The organism is Aeromicrobium sp. MLTX1 (genome assembly GCF_046452335.1).
In the GTDB taxonomy this organism is placed as follows: Bacteria; Actinomycetota; Actinomycetes; order Propionibacteriales; family Nocardioidaceae; genus Aeromicrobium.
Map to the genome: position 1 here is coordinate 251644 of NZ_JBKFDN010000002.1, position 18129 is coordinate 269772.

Annotated in this window: 19 protein-coding genes; 16 read left to right on the top strand and 3 right to left on the bottom strand. The window is 72.0% G+C overall.

What is annotated here, in order from left to right:
* Positions 1-129 precede the first annotated feature (129 nt).
* From ACK99Q_RS11700 to ruvB, 7 genes are read left to right on the top strand one after another with little or no spacing between them, the layout of a single operon-like run.
* Positions 130-642: an alternate-type signal peptide domain-containing protein gene (locus ACK99Q_RS11700; protein WP_410186306.1), complete on the top strand. Its 513-nt coding sequence runs from the start codon at positions 130-132 to the stop codon at positions 640-642.
* Between the two features lie 9 nt (positions 643-651).
* The gene (gene pdxT, locus ACK99Q_RS11705) at positions 652-1245 is read left to right on the top strand and encodes a pyridoxal 5'-phosphate synthase glutaminase subunit PdxT (protein WP_269302393.1); all 594 of its coding nucleotides are present in this window, start codon (positions 652-654) and stop codon (positions 1243-1245) included.
* Between the two features lie 19 nt (positions 1246-1264).
* Positions 1265-2023, top strand: coding sequence for a YebC/PmpR family DNA-binding transcriptional regulator (locus tag ACK99Q_RS11710; protein WP_410186307.1), 759 nt, complete (start codon positions 1265-1267; stop codon positions 2021-2023).
* A 24-nt stretch (positions 2024-2047) separates the two neighbouring features.
* Positions 2048-2437 carry a hypothetical protein gene (locus ACK99Q_RS11715; RefSeq protein WP_410186308.1) on the top strand — a complete coding sequence of 130 codons (390 nt, stop codon included), beginning with the start codon at positions 2048-2050 and terminating at the stop codon, positions 2435-2437.
* A gap of 58 nt (positions 2438-2495) precedes the next feature.
* A complete protein-coding gene (ruvC, locus tag ACK99Q_RS11720) occupies positions 2496-3026 on the top strand; it encodes a crossover junction endodeoxyribonuclease RuvC (RefSeq protein ID WP_410186309.1) in 531 nt (176 codons plus the stop codon).
* Positions 3023-3613 (top strand): Holliday junction branch migration protein RuvA, encoded by a 591-nt coding sequence (gene ruvA, locus ACK99Q_RS11725; RefSeq protein WP_410186310.1) that lies wholly within the window; start codon positions 3023-3025, stop codon positions 3611-3613. Before ruvC ends, ruvA begins: the two co-directional genes overlap by 4 nt.
* Before the next feature lie 2 nt (positions 3614-3615).
* On the top strand, positions 3616-4656 hold the full coding sequence (gene ruvB, locus ACK99Q_RS11730; protein WP_410186988.1) for a Holliday junction branch migration DNA helicase RuvB: 1041 nt from the start codon (positions 3616-3618) through the stop codon (positions 4654-4656).
* A gap of 3 nt (positions 4657-4659) precedes the next feature.
* Here ruvB and ACK99Q_RS11735 read toward each other — a convergent pair whose 3' ends face one another.
* Positions 4660-6108 (bottom strand): serine/threonine-protein kinase, encoded by a 1449-nt coding sequence (locus tag ACK99Q_RS11735; RefSeq protein ID WP_410186311.1) that lies wholly within the window; start codon positions 6106-6108, stop codon positions 4660-4662.
* A 4-nt stretch (positions 6109-6112) separates the two neighbouring features.
* Positions 6113-7081 carry an FhaA domain-containing protein gene (locus tag ACK99Q_RS11740; RefSeq protein WP_410186312.1) on the bottom strand — a complete coding sequence of 323 codons (969 nt, stop codon included), beginning with the start codon at positions 7079-7081 and terminating at the stop codon, positions 6113-6115.
* A 71-nt stretch (positions 7082-7152) separates the two neighbouring features.
* Here ACK99Q_RS11740 and ACK99Q_RS11745 point away from each other — a divergent pair, with 71 nt between their 5' ends.
* From ACK99Q_RS11745 to ACK99Q_RS11760, 4 genes are all read left to right on the top strand, one after another.
* A complete protein-coding gene (locus ACK99Q_RS11745; protein WP_410186313.1) occupies positions 7153-7872 on the top strand; it encodes a hypothetical protein in 720 nt (239 codons plus the stop codon).
* Between the two features lie 11 nt (positions 7873-7883).
* Positions 7884-8156, top strand: coding sequence for a preprotein translocase subunit YajC (gene yajC, locus ACK99Q_RS11750; protein WP_410186314.1), 273 nt, complete (start codon positions 7884-7886; stop codon positions 8154-8156).
* Entirely contained in the window at positions 8153-8683 is a 531-nt protein-coding gene (locus ACK99Q_RS11755) for an adenine phosphoribosyltransferase (RefSeq protein ID WP_410186315.1), read from the top strand. Before yajC ends, ACK99Q_RS11755 begins: the two co-directional genes overlap by 4 nt.
* Positions 8684-8810: 127 nt before the next feature.
* Positions 8811-11135, top strand: coding sequence for a RelA/SpoT family protein (locus tag ACK99Q_RS11760; RefSeq protein WP_410186316.1), 2325 nt, complete (start codon positions 8811-8813; stop codon positions 11133-11135).
* A 46-nt stretch (positions 11136-11181) separates the two neighbouring features.
* On the opposite strand, the gene ACK99Q_RS11765 is transcribed toward ACK99Q_RS11760, so the two are convergent.
* On the bottom strand, positions 11182-12405 hold the full coding sequence (locus ACK99Q_RS11765) for a DUF349 domain-containing protein (RefSeq protein ID WP_410186317.1): 1224 nt from the start codon (positions 12403-12405) through the stop codon (positions 11182-11184).
* Positions 12406-12461: 56 nt separating this feature from the next.
* Between ACK99Q_RS11765 and ACK99Q_RS11770 the strand changes: the two genes are divergently transcribed.
* From ACK99Q_RS11770 to ACK99Q_RS11790, 5 genes are read left to right on the top strand one after another with little or no spacing between them, the layout of a single operon-like run.
* A complete protein-coding gene (locus tag ACK99Q_RS11770) occupies positions 12462-13157 on the top strand; it encodes an MBL fold metallo-hydrolase (protein WP_269302374.1) in 696 nt (231 codons plus the stop codon).
* The gene (hisS, locus tag ACK99Q_RS11775; protein WP_410186318.1) at positions 13154-14476 is read left to right on the top strand and encodes a histidine--tRNA ligase; all 1323 of its coding nucleotides are present in this window, start codon (positions 13154-13156) and stop codon (positions 14474-14476) included. Before ACK99Q_RS11770 ends, hisS begins: the two co-directional genes overlap by 4 nt.
* Complete coding sequence (gene aspS / locus ACK99Q_RS11780) at positions 14473-16242, top strand: aspartate--tRNA ligase (RefSeq protein WP_410186319.1); 1770 nt, start codon at positions 14473-14475, stop codon at positions 16240-16242. Before hisS ends, aspS begins: the two co-directional genes overlap by 4 nt.
* Positions 16239-16733: a DinB family protein gene (locus ACK99Q_RS11785; RefSeq protein WP_410186320.1), complete on the top strand. Its 495-nt coding sequence runs from the start codon at positions 16239-16241 to the stop codon at positions 16731-16733. The genes aspS and ACK99Q_RS11785 overlap by 4 nt, the downstream gene beginning before the upstream one ends.
* A 34-nt stretch (positions 16734-16767) precedes the next feature.
* Entirely contained in the window at positions 16768-18129 is a 1362-nt protein-coding gene (locus tag ACK99Q_RS11790) for a replication-associated recombination protein A (RefSeq protein WP_410186321.1), read from the top strand.

Here is an 18129-nt window from a genome sequence, read left to right on the forward strand (position 1 = left end):
GATGGCCCCATCCGTCACACGAGTTACTCTCGTCACATCGGCCGGCGCCTGAGCCGGGCCGAGACGACTCCAAGAGCGCGGGTCGGACGACACGAGGACGTCGTTCCCGTTCCCCACGGGGAGGAGCTCATGAAGACCTGGACCAAGGGCGCGGTCGCCGGGGCCTCGGCGCTCGTGCTGCTCGGCGGCGCGGCGTCGCTCGCGTACTGGAACGGTTCCGGAGCCGTCGCCGGCGGCACCATCTCAGCAGGCCGACTCACGCTGACGGAGTCCACGCCCGGCGCCTGGACCCTCAACGGCGCTCCGCTCGCCGACGTCTCGGCCGTGCGTGCCGTTCCGGGTGACACCTTGCTGTTCACCGGCTCGTGGACGATATCGGCGACCGGCGACGACCTCGAGGCGACCGTCGGTGTCACGGGCCTCGAGGGTCAGGGCGGCCTGGCCGACGACGTCTCGATCACGGATACGTACACGGTGGACGGGACGCCTCTGGCGGGCCAGATCACGGACGACCACGACGGCGACGTTCTCGCCGCGGAGGTCGTGGTCGACTTCCCGTTCGGCACGGGCTTCGGCAACACGTCACAGGGCCATGTACTCGACCTGACCGACGTCAGGGTCGCCGTCGCCCAGGGTGACTAGACTTCCGGGGTGACTTCCATCGGTGTGTTCGCCCTCCAGGGCGACGTCCGCGAGCACCTGCACGCGCTGCAGCGGCTGGGCGTGGACGCGTTCACGGTCCGTCGCCCGGCCGAGCTCGAGCGGTGCGACGGGCTCATCGTGCCCGGCGGGGAGTCCACCACGATGTACAAGCTGGCGCGCACGTTCGACCTGCTCGAGCCGCTGCGCCGGCGCGTGAAGGACGGCATGCCCACCTTCGGCACCTGTGCCGGGATGATCATGCTCGCCGAGCGGATCCGTGACGGTGCGGCGGGGCAGGAGACCGTCGGCGGTCTCGACGTCACCGTGCGTCGCAACGCGTTCGGGCGTCAGGTCGACTCGTTCGAGACCGACCTGCAGATGGCGGGCGTCGCCGATCCGGTGCACGCCGTGTTCATCCGCGCCCCCTGGGTCGAGGAGGTCGGACCCGGCGTCGAGGTGCTTGCCGAGGTCCCCTCGGGCGAGGCCGCCGGTAGGATCGTGGCGGTGCGGCAGGGGCCGCTCATGGCGACGTCCTTCCACCCCGAGGTCGGGGACGACGACCGTGTGCACGGTCTCTTCGTTGACCTCGTGAAGCAGAGCTAGGACTACGCAAAGGAACGACATGTCGGGCCACTCCAAATGGGCAACCACCAAGCACAAGAAGGCCGCGATCGATGCGAAGCGCGGCAAGCTGTTCGCCAAGCTGATCAAGAACATCGAGGTCGCGGCGCGCACGGGTGGTCCCGACCCTGACGGCAACCCCACGCTCTACGACGCGATCCAGAAGGCCAAGAAGCAGTCGGTCCCCAACGACAACATCGACCGCGCCGTCAAGCGCGGCGGGGGAGCCGACGGCGGCGGCGCCGACTACACGACGATCATGTACGAGGGCTACGGCCCCAGCGGCGTCGCGTTCCTCATCGAGTGCCTCACCGACAACAAGAACCGTGCCGCCATGGAGGTCCGCACGGCGATGACCCGCAACGGCGGCACGATGGCCGACCCGGGCTCGGTGTCCTACATGTTCGGCCGCAAGGGCGTCATCATCGTGCCCGCCCAGCAGGAGGACGGCGCCACGAACGAGGACGACGTCCTGATGGCGGTGCTCGACGCGGGCGCCGAGGAGGTCAACGACCTCGGCGGCAGCTTCGAGGTGCTGTGCGATCCGAGCGACCTCGTCGCGGTCCGCACGGCGCTGCAGGAGGCCGGCCTGGACTACGACTCGGCCGACGCCTCGTTCGTGCCCAGCGTGACCGTCGAGGTCGACGCCGACGGCGCGGCCAAGGTCGTCAAGCTGATCGACGCGCTCGAGGACTCCGACGACGTGCAGAACGTGTTCGCCAACTTCGACGCGCCCGACGAGGTCATGGCCGAGCTCTGAGCCGGCCTCGGCCATGATGTGGCCATGGACCGACGCGTGCGCACCCCCGACGGGGTCGGGTGGACCGTCCGCATCGGGCGTCCCGCGCTGCGCGGGCGCGAGGGCGACCTCGTCGTCGGCGGCACGCCGACGGGTGGCGGCTTCGGTCCGCTGCTCGTCGTGGCGGGTCTCGTCCTGCTCGCCGTCCTGTCGCCGGTCCTGCTGAAGTCGGACCGCGGCTGGGTGCTCGCGCTCGTTCCGTTGCTGCTCGTCGCGGGCTGGCTGCTGCTGGCGAGGTATCCCGTCGAGCTACGCCGAGACGGCTCCGCCCGGCCGCTGCACCGCACGCTCGTGGCGGGGCGCAGGAATGCGCGCCGCGTGGCCGGCGAGCTCGCCGAGGAGATCGAGCGGACGCCGGACGACCGGCTGGGCTGAGCCCGGCGCGCGGCGTGCCTCCGCGAGGCCGTCCCCGACACCGCCTAGAGTGTCGAACATGCGTTCCCTTCGTGTGCTCGGAGTCGACCCCGGCCTCACCCGGTGCGGCGTGGGCGTCGTCGAGGGCATGGTGGGCCGCCCGCTCGACCTCGTCGACGTCGGCGTCGTGCGCACCCCGGCCGACCTCGACCTCGCGAAGCGGCTGCTGCGCCTCGAGCGCGCGCTCGACGACCTCGTCGTCCGGCTGCGCCCCGACGTCGTCGCCGTCGAGCGCGTGTTCAGCCAGCAGAACGTCCGCTCGGTGATGGGCACGGCCCAGGCCAGCGGCATCGCGATGCTCGTCGCCGCGCGCCACGGCGTCCCGGTCCAGCTGCACACCCCGTCCGAGGTCAAGGCCGCCGTCACCGGCAGCGGCCGGGCCGACAAGGCCCAGGTCACCGCGATGGTCACCCGACTGCTGCGCCTCGACGCGCCACCGAAGCCCGCCGACGCCGCCGACGCGCTCGCGCTGGCGATCTGCCACCTGTGGCGCGGCTCGGCGCAGAACCGGCTGGCCGCCGCCGTCGCCGCCGCGGGAGGTGCCCGATGATCGCGCACCTGCGGGGCTCCGTGGCCACCGTCTCGCTCAACTCCGCCGTCCTCGACCTGCAGGGCGTCGGCTACCACGTGATGTGCACGCCCTCCACGATCGCCGACCTGCGGATCGGGCAGGAGGCCACGTTGTGGACCTCGATGGTCGTGCGCGAGGACTCGATGACCCTCTACGGCTTCGCCGACGCCGAGGAGCGCGACATGTTCGAGCTCGTCCAGACCGCCAGCGGCGTCGGGCCCAAGGTCGCCCAGGCGATGCTCGCGGTGCTGCCGCCCGAGCGCCTGCGCACCGCGATCGCGTCGGCCGACCACGCCACGCTGACCAAGGTCCCCGGCATCGGTCGCAAGGGCGCCGAGCGCATCGTCGTCGAGCTGAAGGACCGCGTCGGCGCGATCGCCGCCTCGGCCGCAGCGCCCGCCGCGTCCGGATGGCGCGACCAGGTGCACGAGGCCCTCGTCGGACTGGGCTGGTCGGCCAAGGACGCCGACGCCGCGATCGACCGCGTCGCCGACGGCGTCGGGGACGACCCCGACATCTCCGGCGTCCTGCGCGACGCCCTGCGATCGATGGACCGTCGCCGATGAGCATGGACGAGTACGACGACTTCGAGTCGATCGTGGCCGAGGCCGCCGGGCCGCAGGACACCGCGTTCGAGCAGGCGCTGCGTCCCCGGACGCTCGACGAGCTGATCGGCCAGGAGCGCGTCCGCGAGCAGCTCGCCCTCGTCCTCGACGCCGCCGTCGCCCGCGAGCGCACCCCCGACCACGTGCTGCTGTCCGGTCCGCCCGGACTCGGCAAGACCACGATCGCGATGATCATCGCGCACCAGCTGTCCGCCCCGCTGCGGCTCACCAGCGGCCCCGCGATCCAGCACGCCGGCGACCTCGCGGCGATCCTCTCGGGCGTCAACGAGGGCGACGTGCTGTTCATCGACGAGATCCACCGCATGTCGCGCCCCGCCGAGGAGCTGCTCTACATGGCGATGGAGGACTTCCGGGTGGACGTGGTCGTGGGCAAGGGCCCGGGCGCCACCGCGATCCCGCTCCAGATCCCGCCGTTCACGGTCGTCGGCGCCACCACCCGCGCGGGCCTGCTGCCGGGCCCGCTGCGCGACCGCTTCGGCTTCACCGCGCAGCTCGACTACTACGAGCCCGCCGACCTCGACCGCATCGTGCGCCGCTCCGCCGACCTGCTCGACCTGAGCATCAGCGCCGACGCCTCGACCGAGATCGGCTCGCGCTCGCGCGGCACCCCGCGCATCGCCAACCGGCTGCTGCGCCGCGTGCGCGACTACGCCGAGGTCCGCGCCGACGGCGCGGTCGACCACGCCGTCGCGCGGGCCGCGCTCGACCTGTACGAGGTCGACGACCTCGGCCTCGACCGGCTCGACCGGGCGGTGCTCGACGTCCTGTGCCGCAGCTTCGGCGGGGGACCGGTGGGCATCGCCACGCTCGCCGTGGCGGTGTCGGAGGAGCGCGAGACGGTCGAGGAGCTGGCCGAGCCGTTCCTCGTGCGGCTGGGCTTCCTGGCCCGCACGCCGCGCGGTCGCATCGCCACCGCGGCGGCCTGGCGGCACCTCGGCCTCACGCCACCTGCCGTGCCCGACACGCTCGACTTCGACGGGTAGGGCTCAGAGCACGCTCGGGTAGGCCGCGAAGAGCACGGCCGCGAGCGCCGCGACGGCCAGGCGCAGCGCGAAGGCGAGCAGCCCGCCGATCCCGAAGCGCAGACGGGACACGGCCCGCCACGTCAGGGCCAGCGTCGCGAGCGGCATGAGGATCCACGCGACGTCGGCCCACGAGCCGTACAGGTCGGGCGTCGGCAGGCCGTACGCGCGGGCGCCCGCCATGACCCCGGCCGCGTACCACGGGAAGGCGAGCACCGCGGATCCACGGATCGCGGCACCCAGGGCGATGCCCAGGGCTCGGCGCGGCGCGTCGGCGAGCAGCCTGAAGTACGCCCTCCGGCCGATCGCGACGAACGCGGCGGCCAGGAGGACCGCCGTCCACCACCACGCCGATGCGGTGGACTCGTCCATCGCGGGCGGCCGGTGGTCGACGGCGGGCGGCAGCGACGTGCTGGCCCACACGAGCGCCGGGACGAGCGCGACGACGCCGGCGCTGAGCGCGAGGGTCGCGAGCGTCCGAGCCGTGCGCGTGGTCCAGGCGAGCCCGGGCTCGCTCGGCGTCCGTGCCGGCTCGGCTGCGACGCGGGGCGGCGGGACGACGGCAGTCACTGTCGGACCCGCCTCGGCGGCCCCGATCGACTCGAACGGAGCGAGCGCGGCGGCGAAGTCGGCGGCGCTCGCGTAGCGACGGTCGGGATCGATCGCCATGGCACGGTGCAGCACGTCCACGAGTCCTGCGGGGATCGCCGGATCGACGTCACGCGGGTCCGGCCGGTCGGCCGAGCGGTGCGCCATCAGCTGCACGGCCGGCGGGCCGGGGAACGGCGTGCGGCCGGTCAGGGTCTCGAACAGCAGGCACCCGACGGAGTACACGTCACTGCGACGGTCGACCCTGCCCTCGTACTGCTCCGGGGACATGTAGTGCGGCGTGCCGGCGATGGTGGCCGTCAGGTCGGAGGCCGCACGGGAGATGCCGAAGTCGACGATGCGCACGTCGCCCGCCGCGGTCAGCAGGACGTTGGCGGGCTTGATGTCCAGGTGCAGGATGTCCGCTCGGTGGCAGGCGTCTAGTCCGGCCAGCACGTGCCGGACGAGTCGCACGGACTCGACGCTCGGTCCGTGGTCGGTGAGGAGCTGCTTCACGCTCGTCCCGTCGACGAGCTCCATCACGAGGTGCGGCGACTCCTCGCCGTCGCCGTCGGGCAGCATGACCAGGTCGTGGATCGTGACGACGTACGGGTGGCTTACCCGGGCGAGGGCGTTCACCTCGCGCCGGATGCGGTGCATCGCCCGCGGGTCGTCGGTCAGGACGTGCGCGAAGCGCTTCACGGCCACCTCGCGGCGCAGTTGGTGGTCGTGCGCGCGGTAGACGACACCGTGACTGCCCGCGCCGATCCGCTCGAGCAGCTCGAAGCGGGGTGCCCGGTCGAGGGCACCGGCGGTCACGACCATGGACTCATTGTCCCCCGAGCAGCGGAACCGTCCCGAACGCGTCGGCGCGCACGGTGAGTCGGACGCCGGCGACCTCGATCGTCGAGCCGGGCCCGAACGGCCGCCACGCGTCGGTCGACAGGCGCTCGCCGTCGACTACCGTCCCGTTCGTGCTCCCCAGGTCCCGGATCTCCCAGCCGCCGCCGCGGTGGCGCACCGCGGCATGGCGACCCGAGACCTCCGGCGCGGTGAGCCGCACGGGGGACTGATCGCCCCGGCCGAGCACGACGATCGACCCCGTCTCCACGTGGGCGGAGCCGTCCGGCCCCACCAGCTCGATCCCGGACCGGCCGACGGCCACGGTGGCAGGCTCGCGATCCTGCTCGGCCTGGGCCGCGGTCCAGGTGGCGGTGATCGGACCGGTGTCCTCCGTGGCGAGCGACACCGACCGCGGGCTCGCGACCCGCGCCCAGGCGGCGGCCCGATCGGCGTCGGTGCCGGTCGGGGCCGACGGGACCGATTCGGACGCGATCGGACGGCCGACGCCGCGCGCCGGCGGGATCCAGCCGGGACGCAGGACCGGGTCGATCTCGATGGCCACCTGCACGTCCGCGGGCACCTTCCACTGGTTGCGGCCGGCGTGCTTGAGGTACAGCTGGACGGCATCGCGCTCGAGCGCCGCCAGCTCGCCCTCGGGAGCGAGGCGCTCGGCGTCCTCCGGCGAGAGCCGCACCACGAGACGCGGGTGGGCGTGCCGCTCGCCGCTCGGCATGACGACGTGCTGACTCGTCACCGCACGGGCGAACCGACGCCGCAGGGCGCCGGGCGTCGCGGTCGGCAGCGAGGTGAGACGGGCGGCCGCCTCGACGGCCGTCGACCGGACCGAGACCGTGCCGAACACCGAACGGGCGATCAGCAGCGCCACGACCACCACGCCGAGGAACACCGCGAGCACGACTAGATTGGATCCGAGGGTCGTCAGCGAGTCGATCATGACGCCAGCGTGCGGCCCCGGATCGGTGGTGTCGAGCCGCCGTGGAACACGTTCCGCGCGAAGGGACTCGCATGCGCATCGCCTGGTCGACCGACGCCGGCCCGTCCGGCACGGCCGAGCTCGTGCCCGGACAGCGGTGCGTCGTCGCCCGCCGGATGGACCTGCCTGGGGACGGGCTGGTCGCGTCGACGGAGGTCGAGGGGTCGTACTTCGTCTTCGTGCGGCTGCCGTACGTCAGCGACCCGGCCCTCGTGCTCACGGCCTCGGCGGACCGACCGGCGCTCTACCGGGGTCAGCGCGCCAACGGCGCGATCGTCGAGGTGCGGACCGGGACCGGCGAGATCACCGTGCCCGCGGCCGGGCAGCACCTGTCGTTGCCTCACGCACGCACCCAGGTGTCGCTGCGCTTCCCGGACCTCGTGATGACGCTCGACATCGAGACGCCCCAGCAGGCACCGACGGAGGGCTCGGGGACGGTGCAGCTGGGCGTCGCCGCGCTGGAGGGCGACGACGGGTGGCTCGTCGGAGCGCTCGCCGTGGCGCTCTCACCACCGCACGGCGTGGTCGCGCACGGGGACCTGAAGGCGGCGTTCGCGCGGTGGCGCGGCATCCCGGAGCCGAGCGACGGCGCCTTCGACCGCAACGTCCTGCGGCCGGCGCTGGCACGGCGCTCGATCGAGCTCCCCGGGCCGCGGCTGAACAAGATCGTCTACCTCGTCGAGCGGTGTCGCGCGACGACCGAGTTCCCTCCGCGCATACTCGACGAGATCCGCGCGGGACTCGCCCTCTAGACTCGATCGGGATGAGTCCCGCTGACCTGATTCCCCTCCTCCTTCTCGCCGTCGTCTTCTTCCTGCTGATCATCCGGCCGATGCGCGCGCGCCAGAAGCAGTACACCGAGCTGCGCCAGATGCAGGACGCCCTCCAGCCGGGCGCTCGCGTCATGATCAGCAGCGGCATCCACGGCACCGTGCAGAGCCTCGCCGACGAGACGATCGCCCTCGAGGTCTCGCCCGGCGTCGTCATCACCGTCGCCCGTGCCGCCGTCGCCGAAGTGATCGACCCGCAGGCATGAGCGACTTCCCCGAGGTGGCCGCGCGTCTCGTGCGCGCGATCGAGGACTGGCCCGAGGCCGGCGTCACGTTCCGTGACATCACGCCGCTGCTCGCCGCACCCGAGGGCCTGCGCGCCACCGTCGACGCCCTCGTCGAGGCCGCGCGTGCGTTCGGTCCGCTCGACCTCGTCGCCGGCGTCGAGGCCCGAGGCTTCCTGCTCGCGCCGCTGATCGCCGAGGCGCTCGGCATCGGCCTCGTGCCGGTCCGCAAGGCCGGCAAGCTGCCCGCGCGGACGCTCGCGGAGAACTACTCCCTCGAGTACGGCGAGGCGGTCGTGGAGATCCACGCCGACGCCGTCACCGAGGGCGCGCGGGTCCTGCTCGTCGACGACGTGCTCGCCACCGGCGGCACGCTGGCCGCCTCCCGACGCCTCTTCGAGCGCGCCGGCGCCGAGGTGGCCGGCGGTCTCGTCCTCATCGAGCTGCCCGCGCTGGGCGGCCGCGACGCCCTCGGCGACCTCGCCCTGACCGCCCTCCTGGAGTACTGATGAGCCAGAACACCGTCCGCATCGTCGCCATCATTGCGATCGCCGCGCTCGTACTCGGCGTGTTCGCCTCGGTGATCTCCGGCGCGCTCTGACCGGGTCTCCGTAGGATGGACTGAAGGAGGCGCGCGTGGCTGAGCGGACAGAGGGACCCTCGACGAAGCCGACCGAGTCCAGGACACCGGACTCGGCGCGGACGTCCTCGCGCGTGCGCAGCCGCCTCGCCCGGATCGGCGGCCGGTCCACCGGCGCCGGCAACCCGGTGCTCGACCCGCTCATCAAGGTCTACCGCGACACCCACCCCAAGGGCGACGTCGCCGCGATCCAGAAGGCCTACGAGGTCGCCGCGGCGATGCACGAGGGCCAGAAGCGCAAGAGCGGCGACCCGTACATCACGCACCCGCTGGCCGTCGCCACGATCCTGGCCGAGCTCGGCATGACCGCGCCGACGCTGTGCGCGGCCCTGCTCCACGACACGGTCGAGGACACCTCGTACACGATCGAGCAGCTGCGCAAGGACTTCGGCGACGAGGTGGTGCACCTGGTCGACGGCGTCACGAAGCTCGACAAGGTCAAGTACGGCGACTCGGCCCAGTCCGAGACCATCCGCAAGATGGTCGTCGCGATGGCCCGCGACATCCGCGTGCTGGTCATCAAGCTCGCCGACCGCCTGCACAACATGCGCACCCTGCGCTACCTGCGCCAGGACAAGCAGGAACGCATCGCCCGCGAGACGATCGAGATCTTCGCGCCCCTGGCCCACCGCCTGGGCATGAACACGATCAAGTGGGAGCTCGAGGACCTGTCGTTCGCGACCCTGCACCCCAAGGTCTACGACGAGATCGTCCGCCTCGTCGCCGAGCGCGCCCCCTCCCGCGAGGCGTTCCTCGAGCGCGTCATCCGCGACGTGAACTCCGACCTCGGCCACGCCAAGATCAAGGCGAAGATCACGGGCCGGCCGAAGCACTACTTCTCGATCTACCAGAAGATGCTCGTGCGCGGCCGCGACTTCTCCGACATCTTCGACCTCGTCGGCGTGCGCATCCTCGTCGACGACGTGGCCGACTGCTACGCCGTCCTGGGCGTGCTGCACGCGCGCTGGAATCCGATCCCGGGTCGCTTCAAGGACTACATCAGCGTCCCGAAGTTCAACATGTACCAGTCGCTGCACACCACCGTGATCGGCCCGCAGGGCAAGCCGGTGGAGCTCCAGATCCGCACGTACGCCATGCACCGTCGCGCCGAGTTCGGCGTCGCGGCGCACTGGAAGTACAAGGAGGAGTCGCTCGCGGCGGTCGGCGGGAAGGCGTCCAAGGGCGCTCCCGGCGGCAACGAGATGGTCTGGCTGCGCGAGCTCGTCGACTGGCAGTCCGAGACCGAGGACTCGAGCGACTTCCTGGACTCGCTGCGCTTCGAGATGCAGAACGCGGGCGTCTACGCGTACACGCCGCGTGGCGACCTCATCCAGCTGCCGGCGGGGGCCACCCCCGTCGACTTCGCCTACGGCGTGCACACCGAGGTCGGTCACACGTGCGTCGGCGCCCGCGTCAACGGCCGCCTCGTCTCACTGGAGTCCAAGCTCGAGAGCGGCGACGTCGTCGAGATCTTCACGTCGAAGTCGCCCACGGCCGGCCCGAGCCGCGACTGGCTCGACTTCGTCAAGAGCCCCCGCGCGCGCAACAAGATCCGCCAGTGGTTCACGAAGGAGCGCCGCGAGGAGGCCATCGACCACGGCAAGGACCTCATCGCGAAGCAGATGCGCAAGGAGGGCCTGCCGATGCATCGCCTGTTCCGGCAGGCGAACCTCGACACGGTGGCCAAGGAGATGGGCCACGCCGACATCGCCGCGCTGTACGCGGCGGTGGGGGAGAGCAACGTCGGCGCGCAGAACGTCGTCGACCGCGTCATCGACCTCGCCGGCGGCCGTGAGGGCGCCGAGGAGGAGGCGGCCGAGGCCACGGCGATGCCGCTGCGCACGAGCCGCTCGGTCTCGTCGGTCCGCGGCGACGCGGGCGTCGAGGTCGTGGGCGTCTCGGGCGACGTCATGGTCAAGCTGGCGCGCTGCTGCACCCCCGTGCCCGGCGACGCCATCCAGGGCTTCGTCACCCGCGGCTCGGGGATCTCGGTGCACCGCACCGACTGCGTGAACTTCACCGAGCTGGCCCACCAGACCGAGCGCGTCGTCGACGTGCGCTGGATCGCGAACGCGAAGACCACGTTCCTCGTCGCGATGCAGGTCGAGGGGCTCGACCGCCCGCACCTGCTGTCCGACATCACCAAGGTGATCTCCGACCAGCACGTCAACATCCTGTCGGCCACCCTCAGCACCGGCCGCGACCGCGTGGCCAAGAGCCGCTTCACCTTCGAGATGGCCGACGCCAAGCACCTCGGCGCCGTCCTCAAGGCCGTCGGCAACGTCCCCGGCGTCTTCGACGCCTACCGCGTCACCCAGTGACCTCGCGCCTCCGGCGCGCAGTTCGCGCACCGGAGGGCTCGGAGCCTCAGCTGAAGTCGGAGGCGGTGCGGCGGGCGATGTCGAGGAAGGCCTGGCGGGACTCGAGGTTCTCGCGGAGCTTCGCGACCTTCTTGGCGTCGCCGGCAGCCTCGGCCTTGGCGATGTCGGCCTCGATGCCGGCGATGGCGTCCTCGAGCTTGGTGATCATGTCGTCCGCGCGGGCCGACTTCTCGGGGTCGGTGCGCTTCCACTCCTGGTCACCGGCGTCGCGGATCGCCTTCTCGACGGCCCGGATGCGGCCCTCGAGCTCCTTGATCTGGTCGCGCGGGACCTTGCCCGCGGCCTCCCAGCGGTCGGCGATGTCGTGCCAGGCGCGGCGCGTGGCCTCGAGGTCCTTGATCGGCAGCAGCGCCTCGGCCTCGACGAGGATCTCGCGCTTGACCGCGGCGTTCTCGGCGAACTCGGACTCCTGCGCGGCGTTGGCGGCCTCGCGCGCCTGGAAGAAGACGTCCTGGGCGGCGCGGAAGCGCTTCCACAGCTTGTCCTCGACGTTGCGCGGCGCCGAGCCGGCGGCCTTCCAGCGCTGCATGAGGTCGCGGTAGGCGCCGGAGGTCGGCCCCCACTCGGTGGAGCCGGAGAGGGCCTCGGCCTCCTCGATCAGCCTCTCCTTGATCTTCTTGGCCTCGTCGCGGCGGACGCTCTGCTCGCCGAAGTGGGCCTTGCGCTTCTTCGTGTACGCCGTGCGCGCGCTGGAGAAGCGGTGCCACAGCTCGTCGTCGGCGGCCTTGCTGAGGCGGGGGAGCGACTTCCACTCGTCGAGCAGCGCGCGCAGCCGGTCGGCGCCGTTGCGCCAGTCCTGGCCGGCGCCGATCTTCTCGGCCTCGGCGACGATGCGCGTCTTGGCCTCGGTGGCCTCGGCGGTCCGCTGCTCGCGCTCGGCCTTGCGCTTCGCGCGCAGCTCGCCCAGGGCGGGCTCGAGCTTGTCGAGGCGCGCGGACAGCGACGCGAGGTCGCCGATCGCCTGCGCGTCGACGAGCTGCTCGCGCACGGTCGCGATCGCCTTCGTGGCGTCGTCGGGCGAGACGGTGCCGGCCTCGATCCGCTTCTCCAGCAGATCGACCTCCGTCTCGAGGTTGTCGAAGCGTCGCGTGTAGAACGCGAGCGCCTCGTCGGCGTCGCCGCCGGTCACCCATTGTCCGATCAGACGCTCGCCGTCGCCCTCTTTGACGTAGACGTTCCCGTCCGCGTCGACGCGGCCCCAGTCACTCATGGCGGTCAGTCTAGGAGGTTCGCGGCGCTGGGTCCTCCTCGCGTACCCTGACAGGCGTGCTTCTCACCGCCTTCCCCGCCGGACCGCTGCAGGCGAACTGCTATTTCGTCGCCTCCGGACCCGGCCAGCCGTGCGCGATCGTCGACCCCGGGATGCAGTCCTTCGAGGGCGTCCGCGCCGTCGTCGCCGAGCACGATCTGACTCCGGCGGCCGTGCTGGTCACGCACGGCCACTTCGACCACATGTGGGACGCCGCGCAGGTCGCCGACGCCTACGGCTGCCCGCTGTGGATCCACCCGGCCGACCGGCACCTGCTCGCCGATCCGATGGCCGCGATCTCGAACGAGTCGGCCGCGATGCTGCGCCAGCAGCTCGGCGAGATCGACGAGTCGCAGTTCTCTGAGCCCGCCGACGTCCGCGACGCGGTCGACGGCGCCACGATCGAGGTCGGCGACCTGACGCTCACGGTCGACCACTGCCCGGGCCACACGCCGGGCACGGTCGCGTACCGCGTCGACTACACGGGCCCCGAGCCCGTCTCGCAGATCATGTTCTCCGGAGACTTCCTGTTCTACGGCTCGATCGGTCGCACCGACCTGGTCGGCGGCGTGCACGCCGAGATGCTGCGCAGCCTGCAGTCCAAGGTGCTGACGCTGCCCGACGACGTCGTCGTGCTGCCCGGCCACGGCCAACAGACCTCGATCGGCCGCGAGAAGGCCACGAACCCGTTCCTCGCGGAGCTGACCGCATGAGCAAGCTCAGCGGCTTCCCGGAGTTCCTGCCGGCGGAGCGGAACGTCGAGCTCGCCGTGCTTGACCACCTCGCGCGCGTCTTCGAGCTGCACGGCTTCGGCAACATCGAGACCCGCGCCGTCGAGCCGCTCGAGACGCTGCTGCGCAAGGGTGAGATCGACAAGGAGGTCTACGCCGTCCGACGCCTGCACGCCGACGAGTCCGAGGCCTCCGAGCTGGCGCTGCACTTCGACCTCACCGTGCCGTTCGCGCGCTACGTCGTGGAGAACGCCGGCCACCTGCAGTTCCCGTTCCGCCGCTACCAGATCCAGAAGGTCTGGCGGGGCGAGCGCCCGCAGGCCGGCCGCTTCCGTGAGTTCACGCAGGCCGACATCGACATCGTGGGCGACGGCACGCTGCCGTTCCACTTCGACGTCGAGGTCGCCCGAGTCATGGCCGAGGCGCTCGCGGGCCTGCCCATCCCGGGCCTGTCGCTGACGCTCCAGGTCAGCAACCGCAAGGTCCTCGAGGGCTTCTACCTGGGGCTGGGCATCGCCGAGCCCACGGCGGTCATGCAGGTGATCGACAAGCTCGACAAGCTGCCGGCCGAGCGCATCGGCGAGCTGCTGACCGAGCAGGGCCTCACGTCCGACCAGGCCAAGGCGTGCCTCGCGCTGGCCGAGATCGTCACCACCGACACCTCGTTCGTGCAGCGCGTGCGCGACCTCGGCGTCGAGCACCCGATGCTCGACGAGGGCCTCACCGAGCTCGAGGCGGTCGTCGCGGGCTGCGCCACGGTCGAGGGCGTCACCGTCACGGCCGACCTGCGCATCGCGCGCGGCCTGGACTACTACACCGGCACCGTGTTCGAGACCCGCGTGGCCGAGCACCCGGGGCTGGGCTCGATCTGCTCGGGCGGCCGCTACGACCAGCTCGCCAGCGACGGCAAGCGCACGTACCCCGGTGTCGGCCTGTCGATCGGCGTCTCGCGCCTGCTGTCGACGCTCACGACGAGCGGGATCACGTCCTCGCGCTCGGTGCCGTCGGCCGTCCTCGTGGCCGTCAACGACGAGGACTCCCGACCCGGCAGCGACGCGATCGCGCAGCGCCTGCGCGCCCGCGGCATCGCGTGCGAGGTGGCCCCGTCCGCGCAGAAGTTCGGCAAGCAGATCCGCTTCGCCGAGCGCCGTGGCATCCCCTTCGTCTGGTTCGTCACGCAGGATGGCGACCAGGTGAAGGACATCCGAACCGGCGAGCAGGTGTCGGCCGATCCCGACGCCTGGACGCCCCCCGAGACCGACCTGCGACCGCAGGTGACCCACAAGGAGACGACAGCGTGATCCGCACCCATGACGCCGGAACCCTGACGGCCGCGAACATCGGCGAGAGCGTCACGCTCGCCGGCTGGGTCGCCCGTCGCCGCGACCACGGCGGCGTCGCCTTCATCGACCTGCGCGAGGCCAGTGGCGTCGCCCAGGTCGTCGTCCGCGAGGACGTCGCCCACCAGCTGCGCAGCGAGTTCTGCCTCAAGGTCACCGGCACGGTCCAGCGCCGTCCCGAGGGCAACGAGAACCCCGCGATCGCCACGGGCGAGATCGAGGTCATCGCCGACGACGTCGAGATCCTGTCGCGCTCCGAGCCGCTGCCGTTCCCGATCGACGAGCACGTCGAAGTGGGCGAGGAGGCGCGTCTCAAGCACCGCTACCTCGACCTGCGCCGGCCGGCCCCGGCCCACGCGATGCGCCTGCGCTCGAAGGTCAACGCGGCGGCCCGCGCCGTGCTGGAGCGCCACGACTTCGTGGAGGTGGAGACGCCCACGCTGACCCGCTCCACGCCCGAGGGCGCGCGTGACTTCCTCGTGCCGGCGCGCCTGCGTCCCGGCTCCTGGTACGCGCTGCCGCAGAGCCCCCAGCTGTTCAAGCAGCTGCTCATGGTGGGCGGTCTCGAGCGGTACTACCAGATCGCGCGCTGCTACCGCGACGAGGACTTCCGCGCCGACCGCCAGCCCGAGTTCACCCAGCTCGACATCGAGATGAGCTTCGTCGACCCCGACGACGTCATGGCGCTGGCCGAGGAGATCTACGTCGCGCTGTGGAAGCTGATCGACGTCGACCTGCCGACGCCGTTCCCGCGGATCACGTACGCCGACGCGATGAGCAAGTACGGCTCGGACAAGCCCGACCTGCGCTTCGACCTCGAGCTCGTCGAGCTGACGGACTACTTCAAGGACACGCCGTTCCGCGTGTTCCAGGCGCCGTACGTCGGCGCGGTCGTGCACCCGGGCGGCGCTTCGCAGGCCCGCCGCACGCTCGACGGCTGGCAGGAGTGGGCCAAGCAGCGCGGCGCCCGCGGCCTGGCCTACGTGCTGGTCCAGGAGGACGGCACGCTCGGCGGCCCGGTGGCCAAGAACCTGTCCGACTCCGAGCGCGAGGGCCTCGTCGACGCTGTCGGCGCGAAGCCCGGCGACGCCGTCTACTTCTCGGCCGGCCCGGTCAAGAGCTCGCGCCAGCTGCTCGGCGCCGCGCGCATCGAGATCGCGAAGCGCGAGAACCTCATCGACGAGTCGAAGTGGGCGTTCGCGTTCGTCGTCGACTGGCCGATGTTCGAGGCCGTCAGCGAGCTCGACTCGGGCGACGTCGCGGTCGGCGGCGGCGAGTGGACCGCCGTGCACCACGCGTTCACCGCGCCGCAGGACCCCGAGACGCTGGCCACGCCGGGCGACTCGCTCGCGCAGGCCTACGACATCGTCTGCAACGGCAACGAGGTCGGCGGCGGCTCGATCCGCATCCACCGCGAGGACGTGCAGAAGCGCGTCTTCGAGATCATGGGCATCGGCGCCGAGGAGGCCCAGGAGAAGTTCGGCTTCCTGCTCGAGGCGTTCAAGTACGGCGCCCCGCCGCACGGCGGTATCGCGTTCGGCTGGGACCGCACGGTCGCGCTGCTCGCCGGAGCCGACTCGATCCGCGAGGTCATCGCGTTCCCGAAGTCCGGTGGCGGCTACGACCCGCTGACCGCGGCCCCGGCGCCCATCACGCCGGAGCAGCGCGCCGAGGCGGGGGTCGACGCCGAGCCCGAGGCGGACGACGAGAGCGCCGACGAGGCGTGAGCTCCGTCGGCGAGAAGGCCACGTACGTCGAGTACCTGGCCCAGTACCGCCAGACGCTGCTGCGCAAGTGCGAGGACCTCTCGCCCGAGCAGCTCGCGCGGCGCAGCGTGCCGCCCAGCACGCTGTCGCTGCTCGGTCTGGTCCGCCACATGGCGTACGTCGAGCACACGTGGTTCGTGCGGGTCGGGCAGCAGTCGTCGGAGGCGCCGCTGTTCCAGAAGGAGCACGACAGCGACGCGGACTTCAACGACGCGGTCGGCACGCAGGAGTGCGTCGACGAGGCCTTCGCCGCGCTGCGCACCCAGGTAGAGCGGGCCGAGCAGTGGCTCGACGGCATCGACGAGGCCGACTTCGGTCGCGAGCTGCCGCACCACCGCTCCGGCACGGTCGAGATCCGCGACCTGCTGGTCCACATGATCGAGGAGTACGCGCGCCACTGCGGCCACGCCGACCTGCTGCGCGAGTGCATCGACGGTCGCACGGGAGAGTAGGCGCCGCGGGGGAGTGACGCCGTAGGCTCGTGGGGTGACCGACGGACTCTTCGACCTTCCCGAGGCGCCCGACACGAGCCGGCGCGACTCCAGCGGCACCCTCGCCGGCAACGCCCACTCCAGTGCGCCGCTCGCGGTGCGGATGCGGCCGCAGTCGCTGGACGAGCTGGTGGGCCAGCAGCACCTGCTCGCGCCGGGGTCGCCGCTGCGCCGGATGATCGAGGGCAACGCCCCGCTGACGGTCCTGCTGTGGGGGCCGCCCGGCACCGGCAAGACCACGCTCGCGAGCCTGATCAGCCGCCAGACCGACCGCCGCTTCGTCGAGGTCTCGGCGGTCAGCGCCGGCGTCAAGGAGGTCCGCGAGGTCATCGCGGGCGCCCGGCAGGCGCTGTCGCGCGGCAAGGAGACGGTCCTCTTCGTCGACGAGGTCCACCGCTTCAGCAAGGCCCAGCAGGACGCGCTGCTGCCCGGCGTGGAGAACCGCTGGGTCAGCCTCGTCGCGGCCACGACCGAGAACCCGCACTTCAGCGTCATCTCGCCGCTGCTGAGCCGCTCGCTGCTGCTCACCCTCCAGCCGCTGACCGACGCCGACATCGCGGTGCTGGTGGACCGCGCGATCGAGGACGAGCGCGGCTACGGCGGAGCGATCTCGATCAGCCAGGAGGCGCGCGAGCACCTCGTGCGGCTCGCCGGCGGCGACGGCCGCCGCGTGCTGACCTACCTCGAGGCGGCAGCCGGCGCGGCCGCCGACCAGGGCCACGAGGAGATCACCCTCGACGACGCCGCCCTCGCGGTGGACAAGGCCGCGGTCCGCTACGACCGCCAGGGCGACCAGCACTACGACGTGACGAGCGCCTTCATCAAGTCGATCCGCGGCTCCGACGTGGACGCCGCGCTGCACTACCTCGCGCGGATGATCGAGGCGGGGGAGGACCCGCGGTTCATCGCCCGCCGGCTGATGATCCACGCCAGCGAGGACATCGGCATGGCCGATCCCACCGCTCTGCCGATGGCCACCGCGACGGCGCAGGCGGTCGCGATGATCGGCTTCCCCGAGGCCCGCATCCCGCTCGCGCAGGCCGTGATCCACCTGGCCACGGCGCCGAAGTCGAACGCGGTGATCCGCGCGATCGATGCCGCGATGGCCGACGTGCGGGCCGGCAAGGTGGGCGCCGTCCCGCCCGCGCTGCGCGACGCGCACTACTCCGGAGCGAAGAAGCTGGGCCACGGGCACGACTACGTCTACGCCCACGACGACCCGCGCGGCGTGGTCCCGCAGCAGTACGCACCCGACGACGTCGACGGCTCCGACTACTACCGACCCGGCCCCCACGGCGCGGAAGGAGCGATCGCGGAGCGGCTCGCCCGAATCCGCGCGATCGTCCGAGACCGGTAA

Excerpts from the sequence above, each read along its gene's own strand:
- ruvA (WP_410186310.1), top strand. The coding sequence starts at position 3,023 with ATGATCGCGCACCTGCGGGGCTCCGTGGCCACCGTCTCGCTCAACTCC.
- ACK99Q_RS11755 (WP_410186315.1), top strand. The coding sequence starts at position 8,153 with ATGAGCGACTTCCCCGAGGTGGCCGCGCGTCTCGTGCGCGCGATCGAG.
- ruvC (WP_410186309.1), top strand. The coding sequence starts at position 2,496 with ATGCGTTCCCTTCGTGTGCTCGGAGTCGACCCCGGCCTCACCCGGTGC.
- yajC (WP_410186314.1), top strand. The coding sequence starts at position 7,884 with ATGAGTCCCGCTGACCTGATTCCCCTCCTCCTTCTCGCCGTCGTCTTC.
- ACK99Q_RS11700 (WP_410186306.1), top strand. The coding sequence starts at position 130 with ATGAAGACCTGGACCAAGGGCGCGGTCGCCGGGGCCTCGGCGCTCGTG.
- ACK99Q_RS11745 (WP_410186313.1), top strand. The coding sequence starts at position 7,153 with ATGCGCATCGCCTGGTCGACCGACGCCGGCCCGTCCGGCACGGCCGAG.
- ACK99Q_RS11715 (WP_410186308.1), top strand. The coding sequence starts at position 2,048 with ATGGACCGACGCGTGCGCACCCCCGACGGGGTCGGGTGGACCGTCCGC.
- ACK99Q_RS11740 (WP_410186312.1), bottom strand. The coding sequence starts at position 7,081 with ATGATCGACTCGCTGACGACCCTCGGATCCAATCTAGTCGTGCTCGCG.
- ACK99Q_RS11735 (WP_410186311.1), bottom strand. The coding sequence starts at position 6,108 with ATGGTCGTGACCGCCGGTGCCCTCGACCGGGCACCCCGCTTCGAGCTG.
- ACK99Q_RS11710 (WP_410186307.1), top strand. The coding sequence starts at position 1,265 with ATGTCGGGCCACTCCAAATGGGCAACCACCAAGCACAAGAAGGCCGCG.
- ACK99Q_RS11765 (WP_410186317.1), bottom strand. The coding sequence starts at position 12,405 with ATGAGTGACTGGGGCCGCGTCGACGCGGACGGGAACGTCTACGTCAAA.
- hisS (WP_410186318.1), top strand. The coding sequence starts at position 13,154 with ATGAGCAAGCTCAGCGGCTTCCCGGAGTTCCTGCCGGCGGAGCGGAAC.
- ruvB (WP_410186988.1), top strand. The coding sequence starts at position 3,616 with ATGGACGAGTACGACGACTTCGAGTCGATCGTGGCCGAGGCCGCCGGG.